At 46.2% G+C, this 17,411-nt stretch carries 16 protein-coding genes and 1 other annotated feature; of the genes, 12 read left to right on the top strand and 4 right to left on the bottom strand.

Going from position 1 to position 17,411, the window contains the following annotated elements:
* Positions 1 to 45 precede the first annotated feature (45 nt).
* Both KNQ03_RS14550 and KNQ03_RS14545 read left to right on the top strand, forming a co-directional pair.
* Positions 46 to 591 carry a hypothetical protein gene (locus tag KNQ03_RS14550; protein ID WP_371743270.1) on the top strand — a complete coding sequence of 182 codons (546 nt, stop codon included), beginning with the start codon at positions 46 to 48 and terminating at the stop codon, positions 589 to 591.
* The gene (locus KNQ03_RS14545) at positions 588 to 1,007 is read left to right on the top strand and encodes a hypothetical protein (protein ID WP_023467229.1); all 420 of its coding nucleotides are present in this window, start codon (positions 588 to 590) and stop codon (positions 1,005 to 1,007) included. The genes KNQ03_RS14550 and KNQ03_RS14545 overlap by 4 nt, the downstream gene beginning before the upstream one ends.
* Positions 1,008 to 1,080: 73 nt before the next feature.
* Here the strand turns inward: KNQ03_RS14545 and KNQ03_RS14540 are convergent, their stop codons facing one another.
* Together KNQ03_RS14540 and KNQ03_RS14535 are read right to left on the bottom strand one after the other, a co-directional pair.
* Positions 1,081 to 2,037 carry an alpha/beta fold hydrolase gene (locus KNQ03_RS14540; RefSeq protein ID WP_251140328.1) on the bottom strand — a complete coding sequence of 319 codons (957 nt, stop codon included), beginning with the start codon at positions 2,035 to 2,037 and terminating at the stop codon, positions 1,081 to 1,083.
* A 16-nt stretch (positions 2,038 to 2,053) separates the two neighbouring features.
* Entirely contained in the window at positions 2,054 to 3,733 is a 1,680-nt protein-coding gene (locus KNQ03_RS14535; RefSeq protein WP_214725292.1) for a formate--tetrahydrofolate ligase, read from the bottom strand.
* A gap of 166 nt (positions 3,734 to 3,899) precedes the next feature.
* Between KNQ03_RS14535 and KNQ03_RS14530 the strand changes: the two genes are divergently transcribed.
* The 5 genes from KNQ03_RS14530 (at position 3,900) to KNQ03_RS14510 (ending at position 8,148) form a co-directional block, all read left to right on the top strand.
* Entirely contained in the window at positions 3,900 to 4,787 is an 888-nt protein-coding gene (locus KNQ03_RS14530; RefSeq protein ID WP_023467232.1) for a carbohydrate ABC transporter permease, read from the top strand.
* Positions 4,784 to 5,671: a carbohydrate ABC transporter permease gene (locus KNQ03_RS14525; protein ID WP_058703664.1), complete on the top strand. Its 888-nt coding sequence runs from the start codon at positions 4,784 to 4,786 to the stop codon at positions 5,669 to 5,671. Before KNQ03_RS14530 ends, KNQ03_RS14525 begins: the two co-directional genes overlap by 4 nt.
* Positions 5,672 to 5,815: 144 nt before the next feature.
* Positions 5,816 to 6,063, top strand: a binding site (T-box leader).
* Positions 6,064 to 6,129: 66 nt separating this feature from the next.
* The gene (asnA, locus tag KNQ03_RS14520; RefSeq protein WP_035398809.1) at positions 6,130 to 7,104 is read left to right on the top strand and encodes an aspartate--ammonia ligase; all 975 of its coding nucleotides are present in this window, start codon (positions 6,130 to 6,132) and stop codon (positions 7,102 to 7,104) included.
* Positions 7,105 to 7,274: 170 nt separating this feature from the next.
* A complete protein-coding gene (locus KNQ03_RS14515; protein WP_058703665.1) occupies positions 7,275 to 7,496 on the top strand; it encodes a hypothetical protein in 222 nt (73 codons plus the stop codon).
* Positions 7,497 to 7,512: 16 nt separating this feature from the next.
* The gene (locus KNQ03_RS14510; protein ID WP_149426856.1) at positions 7,513 to 8,148 is read left to right on the top strand and encodes a DedA family protein; all 636 of its coding nucleotides are present in this window, start codon (positions 7,513 to 7,515) and stop codon (positions 8,146 to 8,148) included.
* A gap of 59 nt (positions 8,149 to 8,207) precedes the next feature.
* Here KNQ03_RS14510 and KNQ03_RS14505 read toward each other — a convergent pair whose 3' ends face one another.
* On the bottom strand, positions 8,208 to 9,668 hold the full coding sequence (locus KNQ03_RS14505) for a potassium/proton antiporter (RefSeq protein WP_058703667.1): 1,461 nt from the start codon (positions 9,666 to 9,668) through the stop codon (positions 8,208 to 8,210).
* Positions 9,669 to 9,856: 188 nt separating this feature from the next.
* On the opposite strand from KNQ03_RS14505, the gene KNQ03_RS14500 reads away from it, so the two are divergent.
* Positions 9,857 to 11,137 (top strand): ABC transporter substrate-binding protein, encoded by a 1,281-nt coding sequence (locus KNQ03_RS14500; RefSeq protein ID WP_029340853.1) that lies wholly within the window; start codon positions 9,857 to 9,859, stop codon positions 11,135 to 11,137.
* 57 nt (positions 11,138 to 11,194) lie between these two features.
* Here the strand turns inward: KNQ03_RS14500 and KNQ03_RS14495 are convergent, their stop codons facing one another.
* Complete coding sequence (locus KNQ03_RS14495) at positions 11,195 to 12,487, bottom strand: NCS2 family permease (protein ID WP_149426858.1); 1,293 nt, start codon at positions 12,485 to 12,487, stop codon at positions 11,195 to 11,197.
* Positions 12,488 to 12,684: 197 nt separating this feature from the next.
* Here KNQ03_RS14495 and KNQ03_RS14490 point away from each other — a divergent pair, with 197 nt between their 5' ends.
* The 4 genes from KNQ03_RS14490 (at position 12,685) to KNQ03_RS14475 (ending at position 17,364) form a co-directional block, all read left to right on the top strand.
* Positions 12,685 to 14,448, top strand: a complete 1,764-nt coding sequence (locus KNQ03_RS14490; RefSeq protein ID WP_214725290.1) for a sensor histidine kinase — start codon at positions 12,685 to 12,687, stop codon at positions 14,446 to 14,448.
* A complete protein-coding gene (locus KNQ03_RS14485; RefSeq protein ID WP_149426860.1) occupies positions 14,445 to 15,149 on the top strand; it encodes a response regulator transcription factor in 705 nt (234 codons plus the stop codon). The genes KNQ03_RS14490 and KNQ03_RS14485 overlap by 4 nt, the downstream gene beginning before the upstream one ends.
* A gap of 24 nt (positions 15,150 to 15,173) precedes the next feature.
* Positions 15,174 to 15,881 carry a purine-nucleoside phosphorylase gene (deoD, locus tag KNQ03_RS14480; RefSeq protein ID WP_023467244.1) on the top strand — a complete coding sequence of 236 codons (708 nt, stop codon included), beginning with the start codon at positions 15,174 to 15,176 and terminating at the stop codon, positions 15,879 to 15,881.
* A 100-nt stretch (positions 15,882 to 15,981) separates the two neighbouring features.
* Positions 15,982 to 17,364 carry an aldehyde dehydrogenase gene (locus tag KNQ03_RS14475; RefSeq protein ID WP_149426861.1) on the top strand — a complete coding sequence of 461 codons (1,383 nt, stop codon included), beginning with the start codon at positions 15,982 to 15,984 and terminating at the stop codon, positions 17,362 to 17,364.
* Positions 17,365 to 17,411: the final 47 nt, after the last annotated feature.

Genomic DNA, 17,411 nt, shown 5'->3' with positions numbered 1-17,411 from the left:
TTGATTTGCAATATGGGTAAAGTTGGGTAGAGGAGAGAGTGTCTGGTGAATGAAGTGCGAGTTTGGAGCGAACAGTCGATGGGAAAAGGATGGAAGGCGATCTGTCACCATCAATTCGATCGTTATCGCTTATTGATAGGAGAGTGGTTCCATAACGTAGGTGTACTTGCTTTTTCCATCAATCAAGATGCGGATTTGCTACCGGATGTCCTTCCAAACACATTCGATCTGCCGCTCGTCTCGGAACGTGTGCAACGCGTCATTGCAGCATACGCGCCTTTTTCTGTACAATGTCTCAAGGTACATCTTGAGACGAAGGACGGAGTGGTTCCGTACTATCTTCTCAATCTCTTATCTGTCAGTCGGATCGAACATCTACATACGACGGATGTATTCCGTCCGGTCCCGAGACGACGCGTCTATTTCTTGACAGAGCGACGAATCAGCGATTCGATTTGTCCGCATCATCTTATGCGAGATGAGCGCACGCATCGCATGTTCGTCTCTGCTCAACTCGCTCGACAATTCGAGCGTATGGCTGTGACGGGTATCCGCTTTGAAGAGATACAACGAATGGAGGAATTCAAATGAAACAGTACACAGTCGATCATTGGATCACGCTAGAATATCCAAAGGTATTCGAATATCAAGAAGAAGAGACATATGTCAGTTTTTATTCGACGGATGAAAATGCAATGGGTACGCTCCAATTATCCATTTATGAGTCCGATTCAGAAGAGTTGACACCGTATGAGGCGGCGGAACAAGAAATCAATCTGTTGGTGGAAGAGTTCGGCATCGAACTAACAGGAGCACTTGAAGTCCGTCGTAATTCAACAAAAGAAGCGTTGCTTGCAGTAGATGGGAAAGAAGAAGATATCTTTTTACGCATCTACGCGTATTCGGACGGGGAACGGTTAGTCTTATTGACGTACTCTGCAGAACGCGAGACGCTTGAAATCGAAGAAATCGAAGCGATGATTTCTTCACTGACTTGGATTCAATGAAGGATACGATAGAAGTGCAAAAGGCAACGGATCACAAGGATCCGCTGCCTTTTTTTATATCGATCGATGTGGCTTAAGAAGAACGGGAAGATGACTGTTTAGCTGCAGGATTGACTTGTTTATTCAACCAGCTCGCGATATCGGCAAAAACGCGGATGCGTTCGAACTCATGGAAGAGCTCATGACGTAACCCTCGATAAATCGTCAGCTGTACAGCATCGACACGGACACGATTATACATATCAAACAAATGATGGATACCTTTTCCGTCGAACGCGACCGCGTCATCCCCACCAGCAAGCAATAAGAGGGGTAAGTGACGTGGATGCTGATAGACGGAAGCAAGTGCGTTGACGAGCTTCGTTGCATGCAAGAGTTCGTGGAAGAACCCAAGCGTGACCGTTTGACCGGACAATGGATCTGCATCATAGCGCATGACGGATTGAGGATCCGAAGAGAGCCAAGCATTTTTAGAAAGTGCTGGGAAGAAACGTAAGTTATACCGTCCGAACACGAGTTGTCCAAACCGTTCAGCAGGGTGTGTTGCTGACAGCTGATGGATTTGACGTTTGACGAGTTTTTGACTGACATCACCGAGTAAACCTGTACTCGTCGGGGGGCCGCTCGCGATGATTCCGGCTACTGTATGACCGAGTGTTTGACCGATCCGGCGAGCGATCAATGAACCAAAACTATGACCAAAAATGAACACCGGTAGCGTCGGATAACGCTCTTTGATGTCAGAGACGAGTTCTTCTGCATCCTGCATCAATTGTTTAAACCCTTGATTCGGCTCAAGGTGTCCAAGTGTTCCAAGCTGTGCTGCTCGAGTTCCGAAACAGCGTAAGTCTGCGATGATTGTATGGTAATGATGCGCATAGAGGAATTCGGCGAATTCCTCATACCGTGCGCCATGCTCCATCATCCCGTGAAAGACGATCACGACTCCTTTAGGATCATGGGCTTCGAGGCTATGCAATGTCGTAGTATAGCCGTCAGAGGCTATCCAATGTGAATGATCAATCGTCATGTAACTCATCCTCTCATCAAGAAAGTCCGAATACCTGTCCGTCTTCCGAAACGCCCATGTGGAAGGCGGCGGGAACTGCGGGTAATCCTGGCATCGTTAATACATTCCCAGTCAATGCAACGATGAACCCTGCACCAACCGATGGTCGGATTTCGCGGACCGTGATCGTGAAGTCTTCGACACGACCATAACGAGCAGGGTCATCGGTTAAAGAAAATGGTGTTTTTGCCATACAAATCGGTAACTCATTCAACCCCATCTCCGTACACCGTTCGAGTTCGCGGAGTGCTTTGTCTTCAAAATGAACGTCGGCTGCACCGTAGACACGCTTTGCGATACGCTCGATCTTTTGACGAAGCGGTAAGACGTCAGGATACAGAGGGCGGAACTGGCTCGGTTCCTCAAGAGCTTGCATGACTTCCGTGACGAGTGCTTCACCGCCAGCTCCCCCTTTACTGAAGACTTCACTTTCCGCGACACGAATATTACGATCCTGACACCATTCTAGGATCATGTTCCGTTCTGCTTCCGTGTCGGTGAAGAAACGGTTCAAGGCAACAACGGCAGGAACGCCGAATAGACTCATCGTCTCGACGTGTTTTTCAAGTAACGCAAGACCATCTGTTAAGGCAGCGAGATTTTCTTCGCTGAGTTGCGTTTTGTCTACACCTCCGTGCATCTTCAAGGCACGAACCGTAGCGACGATAACGACGGCATCCGGGTGGAGTCCGCCAATCCGTGATTTGATGTTGAAGAACTTTTCGGCACCTAAATCGGCTCCGAATCCTGCTTCTGTGACAACGTAATCGCTTAGCTTCAGTGCAGTTTGCGTTGCAATCAAAGAGTTACAGCCATGTGCGATGTTCGCGAACGGTCCACCGTGAATCAGTGCTGGTGTTCCTTCGACGGTTTGAACGAGATTCGGACGAAACGCATCTTTTAGAAGCAACGTCGCAGCTCCTGACGCCTGAATATCTTTGACCGTAACCGGCTGTTGATCGTACGTATAGGCAACGACGATGCGACTCAAGCGTCGTTCGAGATCCATGATCGAGTCTGCTAGACAGAGGACCGCCATGATCTCGGAAGCGACCGTGATATCGAACCCATCTTGACGCGGCACGCCATGCGCAGGACCACCAAGACCAATCGTGACTTGGCGCAAGGCACGGTCATTCAAATCAAGAACGCGTTTCCAGACGATACGACGCGGATCGATGCCAAGGATGTTACCTTGATGCAGGTGATTGTCGAGCAAGGCACTAATTGTATTATGAGCAGATGTGATCGCATGCATATCGCCTGTGAAATGAAGATTGATCTCTTCCATCGGTAGGACTTGGCTATAGCCACCACCACACGCGCCACCTTTTAAGCCCATCGTCGGACCGAGTGAGGGTTCCCGTAAACAAATCATCGTCTTGTGGTTTGCCCGATGCAACGCCTGTCCGAGTCCGACAGTGACGGTTGATTTTCCTTCACCGGCGGCTGTCGGATTGATGGCAGTGACAAGGATCAATTTACCGTCAGATTTCGTTGCCAATCGGTTCAACAGTCCGTCTGTCAACTTCGCTTTATACTTTCCGTACGTATCAAAATCCTCTTCTTGCAAACCGATTCGGTTCGCAATTTCTCGAATCGGGCGTAAGACGGTTTGTTGTGCGATTTCTAAGTCTGAACGAATGGTCTTTTCCATGGTATCGACTCCCTCTTTGATTGGATCTCTCTTTTTTCTAATAGTAGCGTATCTAGTGCGAACGCGCCAAAAGAAAACGTTCAATATTTTCCACCCAATGGGTCAAATGGTGACGTGTTCAAGTGCTAGAGAAAGACGTACTGTAGAGTGGAGGAGGGATGAAACAATGACATCTGGACAAAAGAAGTGGAAACGCGGTCTTGATTTTTGGCTCTTCGTCGGACCGGTCTTTCTTGTATTCGCAGTGATCGTGCTTGTACCGTTTTTCAATGGCGTCATGTATTCGTTCACGGATTGGAACGGTGTAACCGGAGAATTAAATTGGATCGGCTTTGATAACTATGTCCGTCTCTTTACGAGTGACGAGCAGTTCCAGCAGTCATTTTGGTTGACGACGAAATATACGGTCGTTGCCGTCATCTTAACGAATGTCGTTGGTTTCATCTTGGCGTTCTTATTGACACAAAATATTCGCACGCGTAATTTCTTACGAACGATTTTCTTCATGCCGAACTTGATTGGTGGGTTGATCCTCGGGTTCGTTTGGCAGTTCATCTATGTCAAAGGCTTCGCATCGATCGGTGAATTGACAGGGTGGAGTATATTTGAACTTCCATGGTTAGGAGATGCCCGGACAGGATTCTGGGGTATCGTCATCGTTTCGATTTGGCAAGGTGGCGGTTACATCATGGTCATCTATATCGCAGCGCTACAAAACGTGCCACAAGAGCTGATTGAAGCAGCAAAAATCGATGGTGCCAATCGTCTCTCGACGTTACGGAACATTACGTTGCCACTGATCATGCCGTCGGTCACGATCTGTTTGTTCTTGACGATTTCATGGTCCTTCAAGTTATTCGATACGAACTTATCCCTAACGAATGGTGGACCATTCAAATCGACCGAAATGCTTGCATTAAACATTTATAAAGAATCGTTTACGAACAATAATCTTGGACTCGGGTCAGCGAAAGCGATCATCTTCTTCGTTGTTGTCGCCGCGATTACAGTCACTCAAGTCTATCTGACGAAAAAACGGGAGGTGGAAGCATGAGTACGGCACAACCGTTACCCACTCCGCAAGAGGAGAAACCGAAGCGCTCCAAAAAGACGAGAGGTCGTTATTCATTCCGTCTTGGAACAGTCGAACTGGCAGCCTTATTGATGGGGCTTCTGTATATGATTCCGTTTTATTACGTCGTCTCGAATTCATTCAAGACGCAGGGAGATATCTTTACGAATACATCTGGCCTACCAAAGGAATGGATGACGTCCAACTATTCAGAAGCATGGGAAGCCATGAACTTCGGAAAAGTCTTTTTAAACTCCGTCATCATTACAGTCGGCGCTAACGCGGTCATCATCATCTTTTGTTCGATGGCAGCTTGGAAACTCGTCCGGACGAAAACACGCTTGTCGACGATCATCTTTTTCTTATTCGTTGCCGCGATGATCATTCCATTCCAGTCGATCATGATTCCCTTATCGAAACTGTCTGGTGATCTCGGATTGCAGAACAGTTATTGGGGATTGATTCTGATGTATCTTGGTTTTGGATCTGGATTATCAATCTTCTTATACCATGGATTCATGAAGTCGATTCCTGAAGAAATCGAGGAGGCAGCCATCATTGATGGTTGTTCACAATGGGGTGTATTCTGGCGTATCGTGTTCCCATTACTCAAACCGATCACGGTCACGATTATCATCTTGAACACGCTTTGGATTTGGAATGATTTCCTACTGCCATCGCTGATGTTACGAGACGTCGATTTACGAACGATTCCACTCGCGACGTTCTATTTCTTCGGTCAGTATACGAAGCAGTGGGACTTAGCACTTGCCGGACTCGTCCTCGGGATCATTCCGTTATTGTTGTTCTTCTTTGCCTTGCAAAAACAGATCATTCAAGGAATTACGAGTGGATCCATCAAATAATTTTTGTAAGCGCGTTCTCGCTTCTGCGAGAACGCTTTTTTCATGATTCACACGTCAGATTAATCTGACAACTTTTATTTTTTTTGAAAAAAAGTCTTTTCAAACACTTGCGACCTGTTGTACGATGTTCTCAATTCAATTGTAACAACGACGTTGAAGGGAAGAGTAACACCTTGTACGACCGTATAGCGAGCTGGGGATGGTGAGAGCCCAGTCGGAAGCAAGATGCGAAGAACCTCCCGGAGTCGCTACCCGAACCCGAATGTCAGTAGGCGTAGCCGGAGTTGCCTGTCCGTTATCATATGGCCGAAGATGAAGTGATTCGTCTTTTGAGTGAGCAACATCGTTGCTAACATGGGTGGTACCGCGGAACCGAGTCTTTCGTCCCATATTCTTGGGAAAGAAGGGCTCTTTTTTATGGCTTCTTTTTCAAAACACAATTGAGGAGGAACACCACCATGACAACACTCGTATCGATGAAACACACACAGGAAGCTATCACACTCGTAAAGAAACGCTTTGAAGAACGCTTTTCGACGACACTCGGATTGACACGTGTCGAAGCACCATTGTTCGTAGAAAGCACACTCGGTGTCAACGATCATCTCAACGGCGTAGAGCGCATCATTCGCTTCGATGCCTTGGACCACACAGCAGACCTTGAAATCGTACAATCTCTTGCAAAATGGAAGCGTCAAGCGCTTCATACGTATGGATTTGAAGCAGGAGAAGGCTTATACACGTTGATGCATGCGATTCGTCGCGATGAGATGCTGGATGCGACACACTCTATTCACGTCGATCAGTGGGATTGGGAACGTATCATTACGAAAGAACAACGGACGAGTGCTTATTTACAAGAAACGGTACAAGCGATCTATGCAACGATTCGTCAAGTTGAGCAAGAAGTGGAAGCGGAATACGGCATTTCAGCGATCTTACCGGAAACGATTCATTTCATGACGACGCAAGAGCTAGAGGATGCCTATCCGACACTTTCGACGAAAGAACGTGAAACAGAAGTCACGAAAGCATATGGCGCAGTTTTCCTCATGCAAATCGGTGGCGCACTGGCTTCAGGTGAGAAGCACGATGGTCGAGCGGCTGACTACGATGACTGGACACTCAACGGTGACATTTTAGTACACCACCCAGAAATCGGAGCATTCGAATTGTCTTCAATGGGAATTCGCGTTGATCGTGAAGCACTTTTAAAACAGACAGCGATTGCTCAAGAAGAGGATAAATTGGCGTTCCCGTTCCATCAAGGTGTGCTCGAAGAGCGTCTACCGTTAACGATGGGTGGAGGAATCGGTCAATCCCGTATGGCGATGTTCTTATTGAAAAAACGTCACATCGGTGAAGTCCAAGCTTCTGTCTGGTCAGAAGAGACGCGTAAAAGTCTCCAAGCGGAAGGCATCCACTTGCTCTGACATATATTATATAGTAAGAAAGCGTCAAAACAGGATGTTTTATAAAGCAAAGGGCATGCTTCGATTCAGAAGCGTGTTCTTTTTTTAGGTTCGTAAGACCTCAGGCGGAGGAAAGACGTGTCGATTCCTGATAGAATGGGGATAACAATAAATAAGAAAGAGGTGAAGACATGTCTTCTTTATTGATCGTAGGATTACTCATCCCTGTATTATTCCTCGTATTCCTTTGGTTCAACATTAAAGGATTACGGACGATGTGGCGGGATTATAAACAGACAGGCTCAATCGTTGCACTCGGTTTCTTCATTGTCGGGATTATCGGAATCTTCACAGGCGTCTGGACGACGTTAGTCGTCATCATTTATTATCTCCTCCGTCCAGCGAGAGGATGAACGGAGGGTTACTCGTATGTTGGAATGGTTGTTTTCAGCCGGAGAATCCAATCTCTGGCTGTTTTTAGGAATTATGATCGTTGGTCTTGGAACAGAATTGATTCCGGCAGAAGTGGGCTTACCGTTGCTCGGTCTATATGTGTCGAACGGAACGGTCAGCTGGACAGCTGCTGTTCTGGTCGGTTTTTTAGGAAGTCTGATGGGCGCGACGGTCTTTTATCTTCTAGGTCGTTATGCAGGTCGTCCGATACTTATCCGGTACGGCAAATGGTTACTGATTAAAGAAAAAGAAATTGAGCAAGGGGAGCGCATCGTCGGGAAATACGGAACATGGTCTGCTTTGTTCGGCCGCTTTTTCCCCGTCGTGCGCTCGGTCGTCTCGATTCCGTGTGGTTTGTTTGGTCTTTCGTTCAAACGCTATTTACTCGCTTCAAGTATTGGACTTTTTCCGGTTTCCTTCTTTTACATCTGGGTCGGTGAACGATTCGGAGTAGAACGTGCTGAATCCATGCTAAAAGGATTAGAACAGGAGTTATGGTGGATCTTAGGTGGAATCGTCGTGATTCTTGGTGGATACGTTCTCTACCGTCGTGCTAAAGCGAAGCGTAAAGAACAGAAGCAAGACACACAAACGAAACAACAAGATTCATGAATATGTAAAAAAACAACGCAGTGGATCTTCAGGATCCACTGCGTTGCTTCATGAACAGATCAAGCGGGAGGAAACAGGAATCGCTTCAGTGTCTTGATCCGATGTTTTGGGGTAAGGAGTAGTAGCTGATCATTGCCTTCTAGGGCAGTGTCCCCACGTGGTGTAATGATTTGATCATCACGGATGATGGCCGTGATCAAAAATTCCTGAGGCAAATCAATCTCTGAGATCGTCGTTCCAATGAATGGATGGGACATCGGTAACGTCAATTCAATGATTTCCGCATTCGGTTTACCGATTGACATGAATTCAATGACGGTATGGATAGCAGTAGTCTGTGTTTCGTTCAGTCGTAACCGCTCGGAAAGGAACGTCAACATACTTCCTTGAATTAGCGTTGATAATAAGACTGTGAAAAACACGATATTGAAGATCATCGATGCATTCTCGATATCCGCAACGAGAGGATATGTCGCGAGAATGATCGGTACCGCTCCTTTTAGACCAGCAAAAGAAATGAAAACCTTCTCTTGCCACGAATAACGAAACGGAAGAAGACTCACCCAGACTGACAAAGGACGAGCGATGAAAATTAAGATCAGCGCCAACGCAATGGAAGACAGGATGACCTGGACATCGAGCAATTGTTTCGGAAAGACGAGTAGACCGAGCACGATGAACATTCCGATTTGGGCAAGATGCGCCATACTCATCGTAAAACGGACGAGTGTCTGTCGGTAGACGAGTTCATGATTACTGATGTAGATCGCTGTGACATAAACGGCTAAAAATCCACTGGCATGGAACGTATCAGCTAAACCGAAAGACAGGAAAGCAAACGACATGAGCATGATCGGATAAAAGCTAGAAGAGGACAAATCGATCCGATTGATCAAGGTCGAAGCTGCCCATCCGATGAACAAACCAATCAGAAGTCCCATCGCCATTTCCCAAACGAGTGATCCAAGTCCCGATAAGAGCGATGCTTCTTCAGGGTTTGTCACGAACTCAAGGAACAAGACAGTCAAAAAGACGGCCATCGGGTCATTCGTACCGGACTCAACTTCGAGTGTTGATCCGACTTTCCGTCGAATCGGCTGACCACTCAAGACAGAAAAGATAGCAGCGGCATCCGTCGAACCAACGATTGCCCCGAGTAAAAAAGCATTCGCCCAACTGAAGCCCAGAATATAATGGGAAGCAACGGCAACGATGGATGTAGCGATGAAGACCCCGAACGTCGCAAGCGAGAGGGAAGGGGCTAATTCATGACGCACTTCCTTCCAAACCGTTTGCAGACCACCCTCGAATAAGATGATGATGAGGGCGACGGTTCCAAGAAGCTGAGCCAGTTCTGCATCGTCAAAACGAATGAACCCCGTAATGTCGCTTCCAGCAATCATACCAAGGGCGATAAAAATCAGTAGAGCAGGAATATTCAGACGACTTGATAACTTCGTCGTCCAGACGGCAGCAAACAGCAATATACCAATCAATAAAATCGTGAGTTGCAAGGACATGGCATCAAACTCCTATTCATAAAAGAATCTCTAGTTTCATGATACAACAATTCCGATGAAAAGACTCGGATAACGATTGTTCAATATTTTCCACCACACCGGACAACTTTCTCTCTCTTCATTGCAAGCGTTTTCATTTATTGTGAAGATGTAGCACGAAATGAAACGAAATCAGGGAGGGAATCCGAATGCGTAAAAGAAGATGGGCAGCATTACCTGTCGTCACGACGGCGATGGTCGTCGCTTTGGCAGCATGTGGTGGCGGTACATTGAATAGCGATGACTCGAAAGATAGTGGTTCAAAAGACGGTAAGACGCTCAACGTATTCCAATTCAAGGCTGAAATCGCAAAAGACATGGAAAAGATGGCAAAAGCGTATGAAAAAGAAACCGGAACGAAAGTCGTCGTGCAAACAGTCGGTGGTGGATCGGACTATGGCGCGGCTCTGAAATCACAGTTCGCTTCAGGTAATGAACCAGATGTCTTTAACAACGGTGGCTTTACGGAAGCAAAGACATGGCAGGATAAGTTAGAAGATTTGTCAGATGAAAAGTGGGTCGGCGATCTAACGGATCTATCAAAAGAGCCAATGACGATTGATGGTAAATTGTATGGTATGCCAATGAACCTTGAGGGGTATGGCTTTATCTACAATAAAGATATCTTCAAAAAAGCTGGTATCACGGAACTTCCGAAAACATTAACTGAATTGACGGAAGCTTCAAAGAAGCTAAAGGCAGACGGGGTGACGCCATTCTCGATTGGGTACGGGGAGTGGTGGATTCTCGGTAATCACCTGTTGAACATTCCGGTCGCACAGCAGGATGATCCAGATCAGTTCATCGCAGACTTGAATTCTGGAAAAGGAAAGTTCGAAGATAACAAACAGTTCAAGGATTTCATGAATCTATTTGATTTAACGATTGAGTACGGTAATAAAAATCCGTTAACGACGGATTACAACACACAAGTTTCCCAATTTGCTGAAGGTAAGACAGCGATGCTTCAACAAGGGAACTGGGCACAACAATTGATTACGGACGTCAATCCGGACATCAACATGGGCTTCATCCCGATGCCGATCAATGATGATAAAGAAAAAATGGACCGTCTTCCTGTTGGCGTACCAAACAACTGGGTCGTCAATAAGAACTCGAAGAACAAAGCAGAAGCGAAAAAATTCCTCGAGTGGATGGCGATGTCTGACACAGGAAAAGACTACATGGTCAATAAATTTAAATTCATCCCTGCCTTCAAATCAATCGAAGCGAAGGATCTAGGACCGCTTGCAGATGATATTCAAGCGTACTCGAAAGACGGAAAAACGATCTCATGGAACTGGTTCAAGTATCCGGATGGTGCTGTAAACGAGTTCGGAGCGATCATGCAAGCATATGTTGGTAAGCAAAAAACAGCTGACGAGATGCTGCAGGACTTCACGAAAACATGGGATAAAATGAAAAAATAAGAAGTGATTCAAAAAAACATGCCTGTTCCGATTAACTGACGGAACAGGCATGTTTTCTTATGATAAGAAGAATAATTGGATGAAGAAGAGAAGCGCGAACACATAGATGAGTGGATGGACACGCTCTTTTTGGATAGCTTTCATGATTGGATAGACGATGAAACCGAATGCGATACCGGTTGCGATGCTACCGGATAATGGCATGATCAAGATGACGAGGAAAGCCGTGAAAGCTTCGCTGAAATCATCCCATGGAATCTGTTTGATATTTTGAATCATGAAGGCACCGACTAAAATCAATGCTGGCGCAGTAATCGCAGGGACGCTCGAAATCGATTGAACGAACGGTCCAAAGACGGCAGATAATGCGAATAGAATCCCGACCGTCACGGATGTGAGTCCAGTCCGTCCACCAGCAGCGACACCCGCTGCAGATTCTACGTAAGCGGTTGTGGGACTTGTTCCGAACAATGAACCAGCGACCATCGCAGTCGAATCAGATAATAGGGCACGTTCGCTGTTTTTCAATGATCCATCTTCTTCAATCAATCCAGCCTGTTCTCCGACAGCGACCATCGTACCTGTCGTATCAAACATCGTCACGAGAACGAAGGAGAGGACACCGCTGAACAGACCGTATTGGAACACGTCTTGAATGGCGTTGAACGGATTCGTGATGATCAATCCTTCTGGTAAAGTCGGTAACGCAACGAAGGAATCGGAAAACTTCAATTCACCTGTCAGGAATGCAATCAATCCAGAGAGGATCATGGCATATAAAATAGCACCTGGTACACGTTTGATCGTCAAGATGGCTGCAACTAATAGTCCGATGAGTGTGATCAATGCTTCTGGTGACGTCAATGCGCCAATCGTGACGAGTGTATCTTCACTAGCGATGAGAATTCCTGACATCTTGAGACCGAGTGAAGCAATGAAAAGACCGATTCCACCTGTGATCGCAAGCTTTAATGTCATCGGAATGATTTCAATCAGCTTCGTACGGATTGGTGAGAGTGATAACAATAAGAAAATGACACCAGCAACGAAGACAACTGAGAGTGCTGTCTGATATGGAATCTTCTCACCAACGACAAGTGTATAAGTAAAATACGCATTGAGTCCCATTCCGGGTGCGACTGCGATTGGTAGATTCGCATAAAGCCCCATCAGGAGCGTACCGATCAATGTCGCGATGATCGTCGCAGAAAATGCTTGGGCTTGGGGGATACCGGCATCTGCTAAAATCGTCGGATTGACGAGCAGAATATATGCCATCGTAATGAACGTCACGAATCCAGCTTGGATTTCACGTTTTACGGTTGTTTGATGTGCGGCAAGTTTAAACATGGGTAAAAGGACCACCTTCATAACAAATTGATTAAAAAACGAACATTGATGATATTATAGTAAAATTCATTCGGAATCAAGTCGAAACAAAAAAGAATTTTTTATAGGAATCATGAAAGAGAATATCAGGAAATGATGTAAGCGGATTCAAGGTTATGATACGATTGATTACAAGAAAAAGGATGGGGGCGCCTTTCATGAAAAGTATCCGGACACGTTTGATTCGTCTCGTCGTCCTAGCGATCTTGATTCCGACAGCCCTCGCGACATCGATCTCCTACTTGTATGTACGGCACCAAAACATTGAACAGGCAGAACGCTCTAGCCTGAACGTGTTGACGCGAGGAAATACACAGGTGACCCATTACATAGAGGATATCCGCCGTCTCTCGACAAGTCTGTATGCGAATCGTTCGTTGATGAACATCATGCGCGTCGGAGCAGATCAGGAATTAGACGAATCTGATGGAGTCGTTTCGCGGGCGATGTTAGGTCTGTTTTTATCACGTCAGGATATCGAGCAGTTACATTTCGTCATCTTAAATGGTTATTCGGAGTATTCGGTCTACAACATGAAAACGACGAGTCGGGGAACGTTTGATTGGATGCAAGAAACGGATTATTTTCGATTGATGAAACAAAAAAGTGGCTGGTTGATTGACGGAGCGCACACGATTGAACCATACAATGTGCACACGATGATTCTTGATGAGAAACAAGTCGTTAGTTTTCGTTATCGCATCGATCGTGTCGAAACAGATGAGCCACTCGGCTTCCTTTCAGTGGATATTCCAGTCCGTGTATTCGAACAACAATTGAAACTGTTCGAGAATGATCCGGAAGAGTCGTTATGGTTGATGACAGAACAGCGTGTATTGGCACAGACTGGAGCAGAGATGGAACTACCGGTCGATCAATTCACTGGGCAGAGTGGGAGTTTACGTGTCGGAAAATCGTTCATTGTCTACTCAAAGACGATGACGAATGGCGTTCCACTCATACTCGTCAAACGGATTCCGTATGCGTCAGTCATCCAAGGGGCGAACGAAACGGCATTGATTCTTGTTTTGATCGGTCTCGTCTCACTGTTCGTCATGATCATTGCTGCAAGTCTCGTTGCAATGCAGATCACGAAACCAATCAAACAGTTGACAGCAAACGTCTGGCGAGTCGAACAAGGGGATTTATCAGCACCATTCGTTGCGACGACGAATGACGAGATTGGATTACTCAACCGTCAGTTCCAACGCATGATTCAACGGATTGATCGTTTAATCAAACGGGAGTATCGACTGGCACTTGAAAACCGGACGAATGAGCTACGTGCATTACAATCTCAGCTCAATCCGCACTTCTTATTCAATGCCTTACAATCGATCGGAACGACGACGTTACAAGGAGACCGGAAGATCGCGTACCGCTCAATCACCGGATTATCACAAATGATGCGCTACTCGATGAATAATGAGCAGACGATCGTAACCCTAAAACAAGAAGTCGATCATCTTCAAGCGTATATTCGTTTGCAACAGCAACGTTTTCCGGAACGGTTCCGTTATATTGTTGACGTCCCGTGGCATCTCAATGACATTGAAGTACCGAAGATGATCTTGCAACCGTTCGCTGAAAATTACTTTAAACACGGCTTTCGACAGCAATTAGCAGCGACGGAAAACTATCTCGCCTACAAAGTACGGACGGATGGTGGACGTCTCATCATTCAAATCGAGAATAGCGGCGCCATTCTTGAAACAGGACGACTTGAAGCGATTGATCGAAAAATGCGCATGCATCGTAGCCCAGAAGATCTCGAGACGAGCGGCATTGGTCTCCATAATATTTATGAACGACTCTTGATTTTTTACGGGGAGCAAGCAAATATGACGCTCTCTTCTTCAGCGGTAGAGGGAGGATTCAAAATCGTGATTCGAATTCCATATGAGAAGGGGGACTTGGCATGAACGTGTTGATCGTAGACGATGAACGACATGTACGGGAAGCGGTCAAATTGCTCGGAGAATGGGACAGTTGGCAGGTCTCACATATTTACGAGGCGGAACATGGGGAAGAAGCGAAACGATTACTGGATACCGGAACGATTGATTTAATGCTGACAGATGTCGAAATGCCTGGACTCGACGGATTAACATTACTAGAATGGACAAAAAATCATCATCCAAAGGTCGTCACGATCGTGCTGACAGGGTATGATGATTATACGTATATGCGACGTGCCATTTTGCATCAATCCTTTGATTATTTATTGAAGCCGGTTGATCCAGATGTACTCAATGATGCCTTGTCCCGCGCGATGGAATGTATCCATCCGGTAGTGGAATCAGGAGAAGCGATTGATCAAATCGCCAAATACATCGAAACGCATTATGCGGAAGAATTGACACTGCAATTCATGAGCGAACGGTTTTACTTGAGCCGAGAGTATATATCACGACGCTTCAAACAGCGTTTTTCCGTTAACTTATCTGATTACATCCAAACGATTCGCTTGAATCGGGCGAAGGAATTATTGAGTGAGACGGACGCGCGCATTTACGAAATCGCACTTGAAGTCGGATATCAGGACGATAAGTATTTTCGGAAAGTGTTCAAAAAACAATTCGGTATGACACCGAATGAGTTTCGTGAATTGTTGTCGATTTAAACGACTATCGAGGAGGAATCGTACATGAGTGTACACATTAATGCAGCTGAAGGACAAATCGCCGAAACGGTCTTACTCCCAGGAGATCCGTTACGTGCTAAATACATCGCTGAGACGTTTTTAGAGGACGTCGTCCTTTATAACGAAGTTCGAGGCATGTATGGCTTCACAGGTACTTATAAAGGGAAAAAAGTTTCGGTTCAAGGAACAGGTATGGGTGTACCATCGATGTCGATCTATGCGAACGAACTCGTTCAGTCATACGGTGCGAAGAACTTGATCCGTGTCGGAACTGCCGGTGGGATCACGCCAGACGTTAAAGTTCGTGACGTCGTCATCGCGATGAGTGCTTCGCATGACATGGCACAGAACCGTGTCCGTTTTAATGGACTAGACTACGCACCGACAGCCTCTTTTGATCTGCTGCATAAAGCATATACAGCAGCTAAAGAACAAGGTATCGATGCAAAAGTCGGTCAAATCTTCACGACGGATCAGTTCTATCAAGATGATTTCCATCACTTCAAAAAATGGGCGGATTTCGGATGTCTCGCAATCGAGATGGAAGCGGCAGGTCTTTACACACTTGCAGCAAAACATAAAGTAAACGCACTGACGATCCTGACGATTTCAGATCATCTGTTGACAGGTGAAGAAACAACATCGGAAGAGCGCCAGACGACATTCAACGATATGATGAAAGTCGCGCTTGAAACAGCGATTCAATTATAAGAAGCAAGACGGAGAAGCCTCTCCGTCTTTTTTCATAGTCGAAAAGAGATATGGTAAGATAAAGGCAGTGTTATAGATCAGTTAAAGGGGAGATTCTCGGATGGAGACAACGATGACAGAGACAGTGCTTTCAGAGCGCCTTGAGACACAGCGTCACTTTTTCCAAACAGGTGCAACACGTAGTCTAGCTTTTCGCTTAAGCATGCTGACGTTCTTACGCCAAGCGATTGAAACGCATGAAGCAGCGATCTATGAGGCATTAAAACAAGATCTCAATAAAGGACAGCATGATGCTTTTACGACGGAAATCGGTTTCGTTTATGGAGAGATTCAACGGATGGAGCGACAACTCCGTCGACTAGCACGTCCAAAGCGTGTCGCAACACCGCTTCTGCATATCGGCTCAAAAAGTGAAATCCAGTACGAACCCTATGGCAACGTTCTTGTCATCGCGCCATGGAACTATCCTTTCCAGCTGGCACTTGCTCCGGTCATTGGTGCGATTGCAGCGGGGAATACGGTCGTCCTTAAACCATCCGAGCTGACACCGAACGTCTCTCGTGTATTACGAGAAGTTTTTGAAACGGCATTCCATGAACGATTCGGAATCGTCATAGAAGGAGATGCTGAAGTCAGTAGCGCTTTATTAAACGAACGTTTTGATTATATCTTCTTTACGGGTTCCACACGCGTCGGAAAAATCGTGCATCAAGCTGCAGCGAAGCATTTGACACCGGTCACACTTGAACTGGGTGGGAAATCACCGACAATCGTTCACAAGGATGCGGATCTTCGTCTAGCAGCGAAGCGGATCGCATGGGGAAAATGGCTGAATGCCGGACAGACATGTATCGCCCCGGATTACGTATTGATTCATGAGGACGTTAAAGAACGTTTCTTGCAGTTGATTGAAGAAGAAGCCTTCAAACAGTACGGGAATGGCGTCGGCGTCTCATCCTACGTCAAAATCGTATCGGACGATCATCTGAATCGCCTCAGCAGTTACTTGTCGCAAGGGACGATCGAATTCGGTGGACAAGTCGATCCGGAAACGCGTAAGATGGCGCCGACCGTCATGACGAATGTAGCGGTGGATGCTCCATTGATGCAAGACGAAATCTTCGGACCGATCCTGCCGGTGTTGACCTACCGTGAAATCGAAGAGGTCATCGCGTTCGTCAATGATCGTGACAAACCGCTTGCACTTTATCTGTTCACAGAGAACAAAGCCGTCGAACATCGTATCCTTGAACGGATTTCATTCGGTGGTGGATGTGTCAATGACACATTGATGCACGTCGCACAGCATCATCTACCATTTGGTGGAGTCGGGGCGAGTGGTATGGGTGGATATCATGGCAAGTATAGTTTCGAGACGTTCAGCCATCGTAAAGGAATCGTCAAAAACACGACGGCGTTCGATTTACCTTTCCGCTACATGCGAACAAATAGCAATTCCAAATGGATGCGCTTTTTGTTATGATGAGCTGTGATTAATTGACTTAAGAAGGAGCTCTTCACTTGAAAGAT

This window comes from Exiguobacterium sp. s143 (assembly GCF_018618895.1).
Lineage (GTDB): Bacteria > Bacillota > Bacilli > Exiguobacteriales > Exiguobacteriaceae > Exiguobacterium_A > Exiguobacterium_A abrahamii.
The sequence above is the reverse complement of the archived record's forward strand: the minus strand, read 5'-3'. Positions and strand labels throughout refer to the sequence as shown.

What these genes read in the sequence shown, in the direction of transcription:
- KNQ03_RS14545 (WP_023467229.1), top strand. Translation starts at nt 588, where the DNA reads ATGAAACAGTACACAGTCGATCATTGGATCACGCTAGAATATCCAAAG.
- KNQ03_RS14540 (WP_251140328.1), bottom strand. Translation starts at nt 2,037, where the DNA reads ATGACGATTGATCATTCACATTGGATAGCCTCTGACGGCTATACTACG.
- KNQ03_RS14535 (WP_214725292.1), bottom strand. Translation starts at nt 3,733, where the DNA reads ATGGAAAAGACCATTCGTTCAGACTTAGAAATCGCACAACAAACCGTC.
- KNQ03_RS14530 (WP_023467232.1), top strand. Translation starts at nt 3,900, where the DNA reads ATGACATCTGGACAAAAGAAGTGGAAACGCGGTCTTGATTTTTGGCTC.
- KNQ03_RS14525 (WP_058703664.1), top strand. Translation starts at nt 4,784, where the DNA reads ATGAGTACGGCACAACCGTTACCCACTCCGCAAGAGGAGAAACCGAAG.
- asnA (WP_035398809.1), top strand. Translation starts at nt 6,130, where the DNA reads ATGACAACACTCGTATCGATGAAACACACACAGGAAGCTATCACACTC.
- KNQ03_RS14515 (WP_058703665.1), top strand. Translation starts at nt 7,275, where the DNA reads ATGTCTTCTTTATTGATCGTAGGATTACTCATCCCTGTATTATTCCTC.
- KNQ03_RS14510 (WP_149426856.1), top strand. Translation starts at nt 7,513, where the DNA reads ATGTTGGAATGGTTGTTTTCAGCCGGAGAATCCAATCTCTGGCTGTTT.
- KNQ03_RS14505 (WP_058703667.1), bottom strand. Translation starts at nt 9,668, where the DNA reads ATGTCCTTGCAACTCACGATTTTATTGATTGGTATATTGCTGTTTGCT.
- KNQ03_RS14500 (WP_029340853.1), top strand. Translation starts at nt 9,857, where the DNA reads ATGCGTAAAAGAAGATGGGCAGCATTACCTGTCGTCACGACGGCGATG.
- KNQ03_RS14495 (WP_149426858.1), bottom strand. Translation starts at nt 12,487, where the DNA reads ATGTTTAAACTTGCCGCACATCAAACAACCGTAAAACGTGAAATCCAA.
- KNQ03_RS14490 (WP_214725290.1), top strand. Translation starts at nt 12,685, where the DNA reads ATGAAAAGTATCCGGACACGTTTGATTCGTCTCGTCGTCCTAGCGATC.
- KNQ03_RS14485 (WP_149426860.1), top strand. Translation starts at nt 14,445, where the DNA reads ATGAACGTGTTGATCGTAGACGATGAACGACATGTACGGGAAGCGGTC.
- deoD (WP_023467244.1), top strand. Translation starts at nt 15,174, where the DNA reads ATGAGTGTACACATTAATGCAGCTGAAGGACAAATCGCCGAAACGGTC.
- KNQ03_RS14475 (WP_149426861.1), top strand. Translation starts at nt 15,982, where the DNA reads ATGGAGACAACGATGACAGAGACAGTGCTTTCAGAGCGCCTTGAGACA.